The sequence below is a fragment of the Flaviaesturariibacter aridisoli genome (assembly GCF_004343705.1).
Taxonomy (GTDB): Bacteria; Bacteroidota; Bacteroidia; order Chitinophagales; family Chitinophagaceae; genus Flavisolibacter; species Flavisolibacter aridisoli.
This window is the reverse complement of record NZ_SKFH01000008.1, coordinates 90,273-105,832: the sequence shown is the minus strand read 5'-3', so window position 1 is coordinate 105,832 and position 15,560 is coordinate 90,273. Positions and strand designations below refer to the sequence as shown.

Sequence of the window (15,560 nt, the reverse complement as noted above, 5' to 3'; positions counted from 1 at the left end):
CCTGCGCGGAAGCACGCGTTTCAAAAGTCGTACATTTAAAGGCCAAACGTCGAAAGCGAAACCTACCCCCGGTACCATGAAATTCGAAAGCGCCACGATCAAAGACATCGCCAAAGCTCTTAACCTGTCCACTTCGACGGTGTCGCGGGCCCTGCGCGGCTCCTACGAGATCAGCTCGGAAACCAAAAAGCAGGTGCTCGAGTACGCCGAAAAGATCAACTACCGGCCCAACCCCATCGCCCTTTCGCTCAAGGAGCGCCGCACGCGCGCCATCGGCGTGGTGGTGAGCGAAATCGCCAACAACTTCTTTTCACAAGCCATCAACGGCATCGAGTCGATCGCCTACAACCGCGGCTACCACGTCATCATCACGCAAAGCCACGAGTCGGCAGAGCGCGAGAAGGTCAACGTGGAGCACATGGCCGCCCGCGGCGTCGACGGACTGCTCATCTCGCTGTCGAGCGAATCGGAAGACATCGCCCACCTCAAGGAGCTGCACGAAAAGGGCATGCCCATCGTGTTCTTCGACCGCGTGAGCCACGAGATCGAAACGCATACCGTTACGGCCAACAACTATTGGGGATCCTACCACGCCACGGAGCACCTGATTTACCAGGGCTTCAAGCGCATCGCCCACATCACGTCGTCGCCGCACCTCTCCATTACCAAAGAGCGCCTTGAAGGGTATAAGGACGCGCTCGCCAAACACGACGTGCCCTTCCGCGAAGAGCTGATCCGCTACTGCCCCCACGGCGGCATGAAAGTACCCGAAGTGGAAGAAGCCATCCAGTCGCTGATGAAGGCCAAGCAAAAGCCCGACGCATTCTTCGGCGCCGGCGACCGCCTTACCATGACCTGCTTCGGCTTGCTGAAGCGCATGAAGCTCAAGAAAGAACCGGGCTTCATCGGATTCACCAACACCGCCGTGGGCGACCTTTTCTCGCCGTCGCTCACCGTCATCCAGCAACCTGCCTTCGAGATCGGCCAGACCGCCACCGAATTCCTCATCCAGATGATCGAAAGCCGCCGCCCCATAACCGAGTTCCAGAACAAGGTGATGGAGACCGAGCTGGTGTTCCGCGATTCGTCGAAGAAGGTATAAACCTTGCGGTCACCGGCAGCCCTTCTCGCCGCCAACTTCCGACTTTTTTACTTGTCCAAAATACCCGGTTCCCGGTATCCCGATCCTGCGTCGCTTTAGCTACCTTGAAGGAAATTCAGGAGCATGTTCCATTACCGGACCTTCCTGCTGCTTGCCGTTCTCTGCGGCCTGCTGCCGGCTTCCGCACAGCCCGGGCAACGAGGCGTGGCCGTACCATCCGGCGCTTCGACCTTCAGGGGCCAGACTTACGCCATCATTATCGGCATCAGCGCCTACAAGCAGGTAACAAAGCTGCGCTACGCCCACCGCGATGCGCAAGCTTTTGAAGAGTTCCTGCGCAGCGAAGCCGGCGGCTCCATCCCGAAAGAAAACATCGAGCTCCTGCTCAACGAGCGGGCCACACGCTCCAATGTAGGTGATGCCATCACCTCCGCCATCCGCAAAGTGAAGGAGGGCGACCGCCTCTACTTCTTCTTCGCCGGCCACGGCGACATGGAAGACTATACCCAGATGGAAAACGGCCTGCTGCTACTGGTGAACTCACCCAACGGCAATTACTTTGGCATGAACGACGATGTGCTCCAGATCCTCGACCTGAAGCGCTACCTGTCGCAACTGGCCGAAACCAAGGGCGCGGACGTCATGTTCATCATCGACGCCTGCCATTCCGGCAACCTGTCGGGTGGTATCAAAGGAACGCGGCAAACCGGCGCGGCGCTGCTGGCCAGTTGGGGCAAAGAATACAAGATCCTCTCCTGCCAGCCCAACCAGCTATCGGTAGAAGACACCGCCTGGGGCGGCGGCCGCGGCCTCTTTTCCTGGTGCTTCGAGGAAGCCGTAAAAGGATTGGCCGACGATGACGGCAATGGCGAGGTGAGCATGTATGAGCTCGAATCGTACCTGAAGACCAATGTGGCCAAATACAGCGAGCGCCGGCAGATCCCCGTCGTCACCGGCGACCTGGAACGTTCGTTTTTCAAGGTGAACCCCGCCACCGTGGCTACGCTGCGCAAGCTGAAGGAGCAGAACTACCCGATGCTGGCGATGAACAACGGACGCGCCGCCGGCGGTCCTAGTCCCGATTCGCTTAAACCCGCGGCGCGGCGCATTTACGACGCCTTCCAGCGCAGGCTGGCCGCCCGTGCGCTCGTATGGCCGCTCGACAGCAACGCCCTCCGCGACTACCGCGCCTTTGAACGGATGGAACCGCAAAACGAACTCACCGCCGACATGCGCCGGTCCCTGGCCGCGGCCCTCAACATCCGCTTCAACGACATCGTGGCGCCGCAACTGCGGGGAGAAACGAGCTACTCTACCAAAGACGAATGCTACTATGCCGCGATGGAGCTCGACAGCTGTCTCGGGCTGCTCGGCACCGACCACTACCTCTTTGCCAACCTGAAAGCCCGCAAGTTGTACCTCGATGCCATGACGCTCACCTGGGCCCTTAGCGAAGAAGACTACAACATCGGGCAAAAGCCGGTGGTGGAGGAAGCCGTCCGCCTGCTGGAAGCATCGGCGGCGCTGGAGTCGAATGCCGCCTACACGTACTCGGCGCTGGGCACGAACTACTACCTGCTCGATGAATACGACAAAGCGACGCGCAGCTTTGCCCGCTACGTCAGCCTGCGCCCCTCCGACTTCTACGCGAAGTATACCTCCGTGCAGATCTATATGAAGCTGAAAGCCTACGAAAAGGCGGCGCCACTGCTGCACAAGCTGCTCGAGGAATACCCGTCGTACACCTTTCTGAAGTCGCTGCTCTTCGAATGCGATTATTATTCCGGCCGCAAAAAGGAAGCGCGGAAAACAGCCTGGGAGCTGGCCCGCACAGACAGCACCGACAAGCATTTTACGCTCGGCATCTACTATTCGCTTGAGGCGATGACCGACAGCGCCGTGTATTTCTACAAGAAAGCCGCTGAAGGCACACCCGGCTGCGGCATATGTTACAACAACATCGGGCATGCCTTCTTCATGGGTGGCCGCAATGATTCGGCGCGTCGCTATTTCCAAATCTCCATTGCCTCCGACAGCTCCTACGCCTCGGCCTTCCCGATGTTCAACCTCGCCAGCATCGACGCGCACGAAGGAAAATTTGAAGCGGCGATCAACGGCTTCTTCGCTTCGTACGAAAAAGTGCCCTCGCACAAAGAGGCTTTCTTTTCGCACTTCGACCTGTACTTCAACAAGCGTTGGGTTGTGACCGACAGCAGTCTCTTCAAGACCTTCCAGAAAAAGCCGCTGCAGCTGGAGCTGCAGTATATGGACCTCGTATCGGTATTCTACTGCGTGCTGCGCGATTCGGCCCGCAGCTATAACCCCGGCGCCCTCGACACGCTGTACAAACACATGCTCGACTACAAGCTGCACGAGCCCTGGAGCTGGTACCACCACGCTTGCTGGAAGGCTCAGCAAAAAGAAAACAGCACGGCGCTCGCCAGCCTGCAGAAAGCGCTGGCGCTCGGTTTCGGGCAGTACGAGATGCTGCAGTGCGACGGCGACCTCGCGCCGCTCCGCGAGACACCGGAATACAAAGCCCTCGTGAAGAAATATTTCCCGGAGCGAAAAACAAAGCGGTGATAGGCCGCCCGCACATATAATTAAAAAGCCCGCCGATGGCGGGCCTTTTAATTTTCCGGAAGTGTATTCCTAATTGATCTTCGCCTTCACCTTATCTCCTACCAGGTCGATCACGTTGCCCGAGTTGTCGATGATCATTGTATTGACGAAGGAATTCTTCGAGCTTTCTTTCACATTGATGTGAATATCGTAGGCGCCCTGGCTGAACGAAGGCTCGGTGGCATTGCTGCCCACGACGTGGTAGCCGTACGAGCGCGGCACGATAAAGCTCTTTCCTTCAAGCGGCTTGCCCTGCAGGCCGTTGTAGTATTCAGCATAGTTGGGCGCCGAAGGATCCAGCGGTGCATCGCGCAGGAAAAAGTAAAAGCGACCCAGCTCCATGTTCTTGAACAGCACGCCGTCGCCGTTTACATACGAGCTGTTGAAGGTGATCTCGAAATCCATGTTGAGCGTGCGCTTGCCATTGTTGGCCACTTTGGCCTTGGCGTAATTGAGTTTCAATGAGCGCAACTTGAGACGAAAGATGGAGTTGTTGATGATTTCGTACGGATTGCGGGTATCGAGCTCGAAATCGGCCACCAATGCCGTGTCGAGACGGTCGCCGTTCTGAAACGTGCGCACCATCCGGAAGCCGTTGAACTGCATGCCGATGGGATCAAATGGACCTTGCGTAGAAAGCTGGTCGTAGAAATACAAGTCGGTGAGTGCCTGGCTGTACTCAGCGTTGTATTTCGCCTTGTCCTTGGCGATCATCTGCTTGATGGCCGTGGTGGCCAGCGAGATGGCACCACCGGCAAGTCCCGACACAACCCCGCGACTGCCGCCACGGGCGGCCAGCGACGGCACGTCCTGGCGTTGCAACACGGCATAGTTGATTACATCGGGCTTCTCGGTGATCTTAACGGCCACCTGCTCATTCTTGTTTGCTTCGCCGGCGCGATAGCCGGCACAGCCGGCGCAGGTGGCGGCTGCCAGCAGCAGCGCGCTTACTTTACTCAGGGAGTTCATAATAATGCATTAAAGCGGTTTTCGCCCGCGGGTTATTGGGTTGAAGGCGGAAGGCCTCGGCGTAGTACAGCAGGGCCTCCTGCAGGTAATGGGCTTCCTCCAGCAGGAATCCTTTCATCAGCGCCGTCTCGAAAGGCGTGGTCGGCACCACCTGCTGCAGCAGGTCCTGCACACGCAGCTGGTACTCAGGCGCGGGCAGCAGGAGCAGGTATTTGCGGGCACAGTCGCCGCCATCGGCGGATCCCACGAACCAATAGAGCTCATTGCTCTCCGGAGCAGCCACCTGCAGGTCGATGAGGCCGAGGGGCGCACCCTTCGGCAAAACAGTCGTATGCAGCGGCGCGCCTCCGTTGGGGGCGGCATACACCGTGAGCCAGGACGTATCCGCCGCAGCTTTCCAGTACAGGGGCAGGTTGCCCCCGGAAGAAATGATCGTGTCCACAAACAGCGCCGAGCGGAACTTTGGATCGTTGCAACCAGCGCGCGTAACGGCGCCCTTATTGCGCATGTAGTGCCGCGGGTTCTTTTCGGGGTCGCCGTGGTGGCTGCGCAGCTCGTCCCACACATAGCGGAAGTACGAGGCCGTCAGCGATGTATTCTTCGCCGGGCAGGTGGCTACGTCGCGGAGCTTGTAGGCACCTGCTTTTTTGAGCTGAACAAGGTTATAGTCGCGGCACAGCAGGTACAGCTCGGCACCCGCCGACAGCTGCACCGCGTCCTGCACGGAAAGTGAGTCGCCGCGGCGGAGCACCTGCACGCCCTTCTTCACCACGCCCCTGACGTAATACACCTTGTAGTCGGTCGGCGCCGCAAACGCGGCCAGCGACAACAGGAGCAGCAGAGACAGCAGCAGCTTTTTCATGGTTAATGGTGTTCGCGGTAAAAGATCGTTTTATAACCCCACTTCCGGTGCAGCCATACGCTCAGGGCCTCGTAGAAATACAGTACATCCACCACGAGGATCACCGCCACCAGCGTCAGGCTCAGGTTGATCTTGAGCTGCAGGCGGGCGAAGAAAAGCAGGCCGAGGTACACAAACAGGATGGCGAAGAGCAGCTGGGCGGTCTTGGCCGCCAGGTGAAACCACAGGTGCTTGTCGAGGTAAAAACGGATGAACAGCGCCGACATCAGCCAGCAAAGCAGCACGGCCACGAGCCAGTTGACCCAGGATGGCACCCGGTTGATGTAATCCCCGTCGAGGATCATCCGCAGGATGTTGGCGTGCACGAACACACCGCTCATATCGGGCCAGCTTTTGCCCACCATGCGCGGGTTCATCGGCGTAAAGTGGCGGTCGATGAAGTTGTTGGGATCATCGCTCACGTCGCCGAGCAGCACGATCTTGCCGGCAAAGAGCGAGGCGCTTGCGGGATCGAATAGGGCTGCTGCATCCAGCACCAGGAACTCGCCTTGCCGGCGCGTATAGTTAATGATCTCTGTTTCGTGACCGCGTTCCGCGAGGCGGCGATAAGCCCCCGGGTCGGCTACGCGGCTCAGGGCGGCGGCAAAGGCAATATAGTTATGACCGCCGTCTTTCACGAGGGGCGTAAAATAGCGGATCACGCCCGTGTCTTCTCCCACGAAATTGACAAAGCCTTTATGAACCGAACCCGTCTCGTAAAAATAGTCGCGGCCCACGCTGTGGTGGCCTTCTTCTTCCAGGCTGTAAGCGCTCACAAGTCCGGGCGTCTGCCGCAGGACCTGCGCCAGCGCGGCGTCCGTGGCCGGATCGCGCGCCTCGTCGAAAATAACGTCGAGACCGATGGCGCGGGGCTTCAGCGTCTGCAACTGCTGCAGGTAGGCCGCAAGGGTGGCCCGGCCCGCGGTATCGATGTTGACCACGAGGATGTCGTTGTCGCCGGGCCCATGCTTCGCCGTGCGCATCTTCGAAAACGCGAGGTCGTTATAATCGAAGTCCTGCAGGGCCATCTTGAACGGGTCCAGCACGTGCGTATTCAGCGGCACCAGCGCCAGCAGCCCCATCACCACGAACACGGCGATGGTAGCGAAAAACGTATCTCTTTTAAACAGGTATCGAAACATAAATGAAATCGTGAGGCGTGAAGCGTGAAGCGTCAGGCGTGCGCAAAACTCGGGAAAAGGGATCAATCCCCTCTGACTTCCCACTTCCGCCTTCCGACTTTTCTTAGTACCAGAGTGTCTGCTGCAGCTGGTGGTCGTTGCCCGAAAGGTTAATGCGCTTCATGCGGTAGTTGTCGCTCACGTCGGGGTTGGAGCCCTTGCGAAACAGCGCAATATCCACGATGCCGAGCAGGCCGGTGAGGCGGGCGGCGGTCCCTACGTCGGCAAGGTCCTGCACGCGCCACATCGATTCCTGGCCCTGCTGCTGGAAGTAGCCGATACCGAGCGCCTGCCAGTCGCCGCTGAGGCTCACCGGGTTACGTTCGGCGGTAAAGTCCAGGGCGTTGCCTTTCTGCAGGCTGCCGTTCATGCCTTTGGTCTCGCTGCCGGCGGCGCCGAAACGCAGCACCACGTTCTTTCCTTCGGCGGAATAGGCCGCGCTCGCCGCACGCAGGAAGGCCTCGCCGATCCGGGCGGCATTGGTGCCGTCCAGCGCCGTGGGCGTTACAGACACCTGCTCGGTCCTGCCGTCCTTCTTTAGCGTAAAGGTCATTGCCTGCCCGGCCTTGCTTCCTTCCAGCTTGCCCAGCACCTCTTCGAGATTGCGCACGGCCTCGCCATCGATGGCGGTCACGGCGTACCCGGCATAGGGTTTGAGTGCGGCGGCGGGCGATCCCTCGATCACCTTGCCCACAATGGGCAGCGGGTCGCTCGGGTAGCTGCGGCCGTAGTAGCCGTATTCGCGGCTGTTGGGGCTGTAGGCCGAGCGCTTCTGCGTCAGCTCCACGCCAAAGTAGGAGCGGCTGACGATGCGGTTTTCCAGCAGTTCGTCGATGAGGCGCTTGGCGATGGGCATTTCGAGCGCGAAGTTGATCTGCGGCTGCCAGATGCTCTGGTTGCCCTGCTGCGCGAAAGCGATCTGCGAATTGATCCCCACCACGCGGCCCTGTGCGTCCACCAGCGGGCCACCACTATTACCCCAGATGACGGTGGCGGTGGTTTGCAGGAAACCGAACTTGCCGGTAAGGCCGCCGCGCACGCGGTTGCGGGCGCTGATAATGCCTTCCGACACCGAATAGGGATACTCGCCCAGCGGGTTGCCGATGGCATATACGGGCTCGCCGATATGCGCGGCGTCGGTGCGGATGTCGAGGGCGCTGATCTCCGCTCCGGGCGTATCGAGGAACTCGAGGATCGCCAGGTCGTAAAAAGAGTCGCCGCCAATGACGCGGGCCTTGTACTTGTTGCGGTTGATGGTGAACACGTAGAGCGCGCCGTCCTTATCGGCGGCCTGCTCGATCACGTGTGCATTGGTGACGATGAGGGGACGGCCACCCTGGTTGATGATAAAGCCCGAGCCGGAGCCGGAGGCGCCGCTCAGGTCGAGCATCTTGGCGTAGGCCTGGTCGGCCGCGTTGGCGGGGCCGCCTCGGAAGCCGAGGGAGCGCTTACCGAATTCGGTTTCATAAACGGCCACGGTCACTACGGCGCTGAGCGCGCCTTCGAGTGTAGTGGAGGCAGCAGTCTGCGCCTCCGTGCGGAGCAGCGGGCCGCCCAGCAGCAGGGCACAGAGCAGGAGGCTTTGGAGGCTGGATCGGAAGGTCATGACGTATTATTTATAGCGTGTTTTAACGGAGAGGCGAACGAGGTTCCAGTTGGCGGGCGTCGGCGGCAGCGGGCCGCGGGCCGTAATGTTGCCCATGTCGATCAGCGACGTGATGGGGCTGGCCGGCTCGCCGCGGGGAACACCGTCGTTGACCCCTTCCTGCGTAAACAGCTGCTGGTAATTGTTCAGCGGAACCTCAGAGGCGAGGCAGATGTAATTATCCGTGCCCGAGGGCGGAATGACCTGGATGCCTTCAATCAGCGTCTTGGCCACGGGGTATTGGTCGTTGGGCCCGCGCACCGGGAACTTGTTGTCCACGGCACCGGCCGTACCGAGCGGGAAGAGCAGCGTCATCGTGCCCGCCTTGTCGATGGCGAAGACGTAGATATACTTGGTAGGAATGGCCTTGTCGAGGTAGTCGGGATTGGCTACGAGCCTCAGGTCGAGCTCATCGCCGATGTGGTCGCCCGTGCTGTCCACCGCCTTATGGGTGGCTGTGTTCAGCAGCTCCAGGTGGTAGGGAAAGAAGGAAGCGCGCTTCGGAGCGGCCATCATCAGCCAGCCGCGCACCTTACCGAGGCGCAGGGCGTAGGTGAACAGGCTGTCGGCGATGTCGTTCATCACGGTGGCCGTGGCGGCGCTGGCCGGGAAATAATTCGTGCGCAGCGGCATCGAGCTCAGGCTGTCGCTGATGTTCACTTCGAGGCGCTTCAGCCCGAAGCCGGGCAAACCCTGTGCGCTGACCGTTCCGTATACAACATAGTTGGCGGCAGAGGCATTGGTCACCAGCTGCAGGTTTTTGTAATCGGCGAATTTTTTGTTGACGGCATCCACCAGCTCTTTGGCCGGCGGCAGCTCCACGTACAGGGCGCGCACCTGCGCCTTGGGGCCCTGGGCCGCCTTGATGATGTTGGCGGCAGTGAAGGCGCCCAGCTCCTGCGGTGCCGGGTAGTCGGCGCTTTCCACCATCCACTTTCCATTCTGGTAATAAACGCTCACCTGCGGCACCTGCTCTTCGATCTTACTCACCCAGCTCACCTTCGGCGAGCGGCGCACTTCGGCGGCCACGGTGGCGAATTGCTGGGCGTCTTTAAAGGAAACGGACGCGGGCAGGTATACCTTCAGCAGCGGGCCGGTGGTCGATACCCAGTTGGCCACGCGGAAAAAGGACCCGGCTTCTACGTCGGCGGGCTTCCCGGCGACGATTTCGGCCTCCGATTCACCCATGCCCGACAACTTCACGATCCGCAAGCGCACGTTTTCATTATTGACCTTTACGAGCTCGTTGCCGATGCCTAGGCCAAGGGCCACACCGCCGCGGAGCGTTACACGGCCGCTGGGGGCGAGGGAGGCGGGTACCACCACGTCGTCGCTCAGTTTGGAGGGAGTAACGCCGAACAGGTTCTGGCGCTGGCGCTCGAGCGAGCCGGTGAGCACGGGCTCCTGGCGCTTGCCGTTCGACTTCAGGATCTCGCGGAGGCTTTGAAAGAGCGTGGTCACGGGCACGTTGATCGAATGCAGCTGGATGGCCTGCAGCAGGGCCACCGTAAAGGCGCCGTGCGGCATGTTGTCGTTGCCCATCTGCTCCTGCGCAAACTCGTTGTCCTGCGCAGCGGAAAGAATGAGGAAGTCGCTGTTGGGGCGATTCTCCGGCGGCACCGGGCGCGAAGCATCTTTCACATCGAAGTTGCTTTCCGCGATATAGCGCGACTTCACTTTATATACCGGGTTGCCGCGCGACATCGAGCCGCTGTGGCAGCAGTCGAAAATGACGGTAAGCTTCACGCCCTTGTCGATAAACTGGTTGAAAACCTTTGCCAGCTCCTTGTCGCGGATGTCCGACACGCCTTTCTCCCAGGTGTTGGACGGCACCACGCTTTCGTCGCGGCCGTCGTCTTCGCCGCCCACGGAGTTGCGCATCTGGCTGCCGTGGCCGGCGTAGTAAATGAGCGCCAGGTCGCCGCGCTTGCTGTCGGCCAGCAGCGCATTCATCTGCGCCAAAATCGCGTCGCGTGTGGCCGCGCGGTCGTACAGCTCGCGCACGTTGCTTTCAGCGAAGTTGTAGCGGGTGATGAGGCTTTTCATGGACTGGGCGTCATTTTTACAGCCGTCCAGGTCAGGGAAGTCGATACGGCCGCCGTCGTTGGCGGGGGTAACGCCATCGGGCGGCTGGTAGGTATCGATGCCGATCACCAGGGCGCGCTGCTCCTGGGCGCCGGCGGTTGCCGCGGCGGCGGCCAGCAGGAGCACGCAGGCTCCGCGGAGCAGGAATCTGAAAGTGGATATTTTCATAATATGAACCTTTAGCGTTAGTTTCGTGAACCACGGACCGTACTTATACAATCCTGTATCAGGTAAGATAGGCGAAAATATTTATTCGGAAGAGACGCAAAAATACCCACTAATTGGTATTTACTATTACACGCCGGTTCTGCTATATTTGAATAAATTAAAAAACATACCAAAATGAAAAAAGTACTGTTTAGCCTCCTGCTCGCCACCGGCCTCCTGATGGCTTCCTCGATGGACTCCAACGCCCAGACCACCCGCACCGTGCAGGGCAAGGCCGTAGCCAAGAACCGTGGCGCCAACCCCAACATCAAAAAAGACGCTTCTACTACCGACGTAATGACGAAGGGCACGAAGACCCGCGGCGCCTGCTCCATCACTTTCGACAACTGGACAAGCCTCTATGTAAAGGTGTATGTGGACGGTGTTTACCGCGGCACGGTGGACGCCTGGGGCAAAGGCACCGTTACCGTAGGTGATGGCTACACCACCGTTTACGCTGTATCGGTTGGCGGCACCCGCGAGTGGAGCGATTCCGGAAACTGCACCAACTCCAACGTTACCTACAAGCTGCAATAAGCTTATCCTCCATGGATCTGGAAGCCCCGCCCTATGGTGGGGCTTTTTCATACGCTCCGCGCAACAAAGAGAAAGAACGCAGATGACGCGGATTTTGCAGGATGTACGCGGATTACAGCGAAATGCTGATGCCATAGGAAGGATCATTTCGCCGCCGGCCAGCCTTCGTAGCGATTTGAATCCTATTGACCAGCAGTAAGCATTCTGCTTGCAGAAAGTCTTCGAATCGTTCGCCCACTCACGCCGACACTTGGTACGTACAAATTTTATCCGCGTAAATCTTAATCATCATAACGATCTGCGTTCTTTCTCTGGCCCCAAAAAGCCCCGCCGAAAGGCGGGGCTTGTCTATCAAACGAAAACCCTGGTTTATTCATAGTCGCGCAGGTCCTTTACGCGTTCCCGGAGATCATCGGGCACGGTGCTGTTGTCGTACACGGCGCGGGCGTAGGTGCGGATGGCGGGAGCGTCTTTCTGCTTCAGTGCCAGCACCAGCAACGACACATCGCGGTAATAGCCCTTCGGCTCATCGGGACGCAACACGAACGCTTTGGCGGCCGATGCCACTTCGGCGGCACGTGGATGTGGCGCGATGCGGTCTACGTGTTCCAGCAGCAGGTCGGCGAGGTCTTCGGCAAAAAGGCCGCTATTGGGGCGCTTCAGCAGGTCGAGCAGGCTGCCCATTCCGCGATCGTCCTGCCCGTCGCCAAACTGCCAGGCCGTGCGGAGGCGCTGCGTTTCCACCCACGCACTGACGGGAGCATACTGCTGCACGATGCCTTCAAAGGCCGGGAAGTTGAGCGAGTCGGCGGCCGCCGACAGTGACAGGGCATAGCCGCGCAGCTTCCGCAGCAGGCTGCGCTCCAGCTCGGCGCCGTTCAGGTGGAGCAGGCGCGCTACGTCATCGCGGTGCGCAAACAGGAAGTCCACCTGCGCGCGCGAGGGCGTCTTCGCGTAGTCCACCAGGATATGCAGCATGTCGGAGTCGAGCAGCGGGTACTTCGCCTGGCGTAGGTAGCGGGCCACCGTGCTGTCTACCACGCTGCCGTCTACCCGCTCGGCCTGCGCCAGCCACTGGTGAAAGGCCGCCGGCGTCAGCTGTCCCCGCTCCGCCTTCTTTTGCAGCGTATAAAACTGGCGGGCGGGATCCAGCGCCGTGCGCGCCAACTCCACGAAGGCCACGGCACTGAGAGCGCCTACCGACTTGTGCACCACTTCGCCCTTTTCATTGATGAAGAAAAAGCTCGGGTAGGCTTCGATATTGAGCTCCCTGGCCAAATCCGGCCCCTCTCCTTCTTCCATATCCATTTTTACGTTGATGAACTTGTCGTTGTACAGTTGCCCCACCATCGCCTGGTTAAACACGTTTTCCCTCATGTACTTGCAAGGCCCGCACCAGCTGGCATAGGCATCGAGGAAGATCGGCTTGTGCTGCGCTTTCGCAAGCGCGAGAATGTCCTTCCATTTTTTGTTTTCAACGAAGCGGATGCCGTTGGCAAAGACCGAAAGGCTGGCGAGCACCAGCAGGCAGAGGGCAAAGAATTTCTTGTTCATAACCGGGTATTTGTCGTTTGAGGAATACAGCAAAACAACAAAAGGCCCCGCCGGGGGCCTATACTCAGAAATAGTGATTCACAGCTGCTTAACGATTTCAGATCTAGGATTTAGGATTTCAGATTCCCTGAACAGAGCCTACAAATCCTAAATCAGAGATCTGACATTCACACGAGTTTGTGCTGCGCCGCAAAGTTGATGATCCCTGCGGCGTTGCGCACATTGAGCTTGCGCATGATGTTGCGGCGGTGGGTGTTGACGGTGAACTCGCTGATGAACAACTGGCTGGCGATCTCCTTGCTGCTCAATTCCTGGCAGATGGAGCGGATAATGTCCACCTCGCGGTTGGTGAGGCTGTATTGCTGCAGGAAGGAATCGTCCAGGAAATGCGGTTTCTCCACGCGTTCTTCCTCCTCTCCGGCCGCGAACTGCCTCTTCCCGGCCATCACACCGTCGATGGCCGCCATGAGGTCGTCCATGGAGCCGTTCTTGAGCAGGTAGCCCCAGGCGCCCTTCTGGGCGCAGCTTTTGATCAGCCCGCTCTGGTGGTAGTTGGACAAGATGATGACTTTCACCTTCGGAAAGCGCCGCACGATCTGTTCGAGTGCGGCCACGCCGTCCATCCCCGGCATGTTCAGGTCGAGCAGCACGATGTCGGGGTCGGCCTGCGGGAGGGTTTCCAGGAGGGTGCGGCCATCGTTAGCGGCGCCTGCCACTTCGATGTGTTTCGTCTTTTCGAAAAAGGAAATGAGTCCGTCGACCAGGACCTGGTGGTCATCCGCGATGAAGATCCGTACGGGTTGTGGCATGTTCGTTTGGTATTAAGAAGGCCGGTTGCACCGGCAGCTCGACGATGACGGTGGTTCCGGCGCCGGGGCTGCTTTCAATGTGCAGGCTGCCCTGCAGGAAAGCCACGCGTGAAGCCAGGAGCCGGAGCCCGCGCCCATCGCGGTGCCCTTCCGGGCCGAGGCCGCAGCCGTCATCTTCTACCATTAAAGATACCAATTCAGGGTGTTCCACCAACTGCAGCAGCGCATGACCGGCACCGGCATGCTTCAGCACGTTTTGCAGCAGCTCCTGCACCATACGGTAGCAGGTGCTGTAAAAGAGGTCGGTGAAACGGGGGCTCTCGAAGCCCACGAGGGCGAGCTCCACGGGCAGCTTTCCCGCGGCATTGATGTCGGCCACGAGTTGCTCCACGGCCTGGCGGAAGCCGTATTGCTGCAGCGCCACGGGCATCAGCTGGTGGCTCATTACGCGCACCGTCTGAGCTACGTCGCCGAGCAGCTTCCCGGCTGTTTGCAGGTGTTCAGGATCGGTGCCGGCCGAGAGGTTCATCCGGGCCACCGACAGCATCGTACCGATCTCGTCGTGCAGCTGGCCGGCGATGGCACCGCGCTCGGCTTCCTGCGCCTGCGCGAGCTCCGTCATCATCCGGGCGCGGTGCTCCACGTCGCGGCGTTCGAGTTCGGCGGCGTGGAGGCGCGCGGCGTGGCGGCGCCGCTGGTTGAGCAGCAGCGCGGCGCCGAGGGCCAGCAGACTGAAGCAGCCGAGGGCCAGCAGGGCGATCCAGGTACGCTGGCGCTGCTGCTTGTAACGGAGCCCCTCCAGCTGCTGCTGGTCGCGCAGGGCGCGGGTCTTGGCGCTGCTTTCGAGCACTTCGTATTGAAGCGCCAGCTCGCGGCTGCTGGCCTGCAGCTCGGCGCGGTACATCGAATCCTGCTGTAGCAAAGCCGTGCGAAAAGCCGCCGGCAACGGTGCCTGACGAATGCGCGCCGCATGCGCTGCCTGCGCCCGGCGCCAGAGGTAGGCAAGCCCCGGGACTTCGTTCCAGCCGGCTCCCTGCCGCGCCAGCGCGAAGTAGTAGCGGGCCGAGTCGGGGCGCAGCGCGCGGCTGTAAAAGTCGCCGGCGGCAATGAGGCCCTCGGTGGCCGAAGGCGAAGCCGGGTACGTAGAAATACGGTGATAGAGCAAGGAAGCTTCCAGGGAGCGGCTACGGCTTTCGGCAAAGAGCGCGCGGGCGAGGTCGGCCTCGGCGGCATCGAAGCCGCGGGGCGGACGCGCCAGCGCACCCTGCAGCTCCTGCGCCGGGCCGGTAGCCGCCACCCCGCCGCCGAGGCGGCACAGGTTGATCAGCAGGCGGCTGAGGATGTGCACGCGGTCGTTTTCGCCCAGGGAAGGCGTGCGCAGCAGATCGCGGTAGCCGCTGCTCACCGCCGGTCCGTTGCTGATGCGCGTCAGGGCGTCGAGGTTGGCCAGCCGGTCGAGGGGATTGTCGCTGCCACGCAGGGTCGCTTCCGCCTGCAGGCGGTAAGCTGCGCTCCGGCCGGGCTGCCCCGCAAAGGCGGCGGCATCGGCCAGCAGCAGGCGCACCTGCGTGGCGGTGTCGGCCGGCAGGCGCGCCAAGGCGCGATCAGCCACCGTGAGGGCGTCCGTAGCATTACGATCCGCGCCAAGCGACGACACGCGCGCTTCGGCCGCTTTCAGCAGCGCCACACTTCCGGGAGCGCTTTCGCGGCTGCCCGCGGCCTGCAGCAGGCGGGTCAGCTCCTGCGACGATTCGGCCGCCGCGCGCGCAATGCGCACGAGGGCCGCGGGCTGATCGCCCGGTGGCAGGCGCTTTGCACGCTCGATCTCTAGAAAAAGTGTACGGCCACGCAGCCCGCTGTCGGTCTGGGCCGAAGCAGAAAGCATAGTGGCAGAGAAGAGCAACAGGAGCAGGCGCAGTTTCATGGCAGATGGGCAAGGTCGTAAAAA

Annotated in this window: 11 protein-coding genes; 3 read left to right on the top strand and 8 right to left on the bottom strand. The window is 60.4% G+C overall.

Translation table 11 applies throughout. The annotated features are described in order from the left end of the window. The first annotated feature begins 76 nt into the window (after nt 1-76). Nucleotides 77-1,102: a LacI family DNA-binding transcriptional regulator gene (locus E0486_RS07365; RefSeq protein WP_131851508.1), complete on the top strand. Its 1,026-nt coding sequence runs from the start codon at nt 77-79 to the stop codon at nt 1,100-1,102. 123 nt (nt 1,103-1,225) lie between these two features. Then, entirely contained in the window at nt 1,226-3,685 is a 2,460-nt protein-coding gene (locus tag E0486_RS07360) for a caspase family protein (protein ID WP_131851507.1), read from the top strand. A gap of 69 nt (nt 3,686-3,754) precedes the next feature. On the opposite strand, the gene E0486_RS07355 is transcribed toward E0486_RS07360, so the two are convergent. The 5 genes from E0486_RS07355 to E0486_RS07335 form a co-directional block, all read right to left on the bottom strand. Further along, a complete protein-coding gene (locus E0486_RS07355) occupies nt 3,755-4,693 on the bottom strand; it encodes a hypothetical protein (RefSeq protein ID WP_131851506.1) in 939 nt (312 codons plus the stop codon). Next, entirely contained in the window at nt 4,677-5,555 is an 879-nt protein-coding gene (locus tag E0486_RS07350; RefSeq protein WP_131851505.1) for a hypothetical protein, read from the bottom strand. The genes E0486_RS07355 and E0486_RS07350 overlap by 17 nt, the downstream gene beginning before the upstream one ends. A gap of 2 nt (nt 5,556-5,557) precedes the next feature. Then, the gene (locus E0486_RS07345) at nt 5,558-6,736 is read right to left on the bottom strand and encodes a CHASE2 domain-containing protein (RefSeq protein ID WP_131851504.1); all 1,179 of its coding nucleotides are present in this window, start codon (nt 6,734-6,736) and stop codon (nt 5,558-5,560) included. Between the two features lie 103 nt (nt 6,737-6,839). Beyond that, entirely contained in the window at nt 6,840-8,381 is a 1,542-nt protein-coding gene (locus E0486_RS07340) for a S1C family serine protease (protein ID WP_131851503.1), read from the bottom strand. Between the two features lie 6 nt (nt 8,382-8,387). After that, on the bottom strand, nt 8,388-10,673 hold the full coding sequence (locus E0486_RS07335) for a caspase family protein (protein WP_131851502.1): 2,286 nt from the start codon (nt 10,671-10,673) through the stop codon (nt 8,388-8,390). A gap of 174 nt (nt 10,674-10,847) precedes the next feature. Here E0486_RS07335 and E0486_RS07330 point away from each other — a divergent pair, with 174 nt between their 5' ends. Then, the gene (locus E0486_RS07330; protein ID WP_131851501.1) at nt 10,848-11,249 is read left to right on the top strand and encodes a hypothetical protein; all 402 of its coding nucleotides are present in this window, start codon (nt 10,848-10,850) and stop codon (nt 11,247-11,249) included. 369 nt (nt 11,250-11,618) lie between these two features. On the opposite strand, the gene E0486_RS07325 is transcribed toward E0486_RS07330, so the two are convergent. From E0486_RS07325 to E0486_RS07315, 3 genes are all read right to left on the bottom strand, one after another. After that, nucleotides 11,619-12,803, bottom strand: a complete 1,185-nt coding sequence (locus tag E0486_RS07325) for a thioredoxin family protein (RefSeq protein WP_131851500.1) — start codon at nt 12,801-12,803, stop codon at nt 11,619-11,621. A gap of 167 nt (nt 12,804-12,970) precedes the next feature. After that, a complete protein-coding gene (locus E0486_RS07320; protein ID WP_131851499.1) occupies nt 12,971-13,612 on the bottom strand; it encodes a response regulator in 642 nt (213 codons plus the stop codon). Next, nucleotides 13,578-15,536, bottom strand: coding sequence for a sensor histidine kinase (locus E0486_RS07315; RefSeq protein WP_165917231.1), 1,959 nt, complete (start codon nt 15,534-15,536; stop codon nt 13,578-13,580). The genes E0486_RS07320 and E0486_RS07315 overlap by 35 nt, the downstream gene beginning before the upstream one ends. Nucleotides 15,537-15,560: the final 24 nt, after the last annotated feature.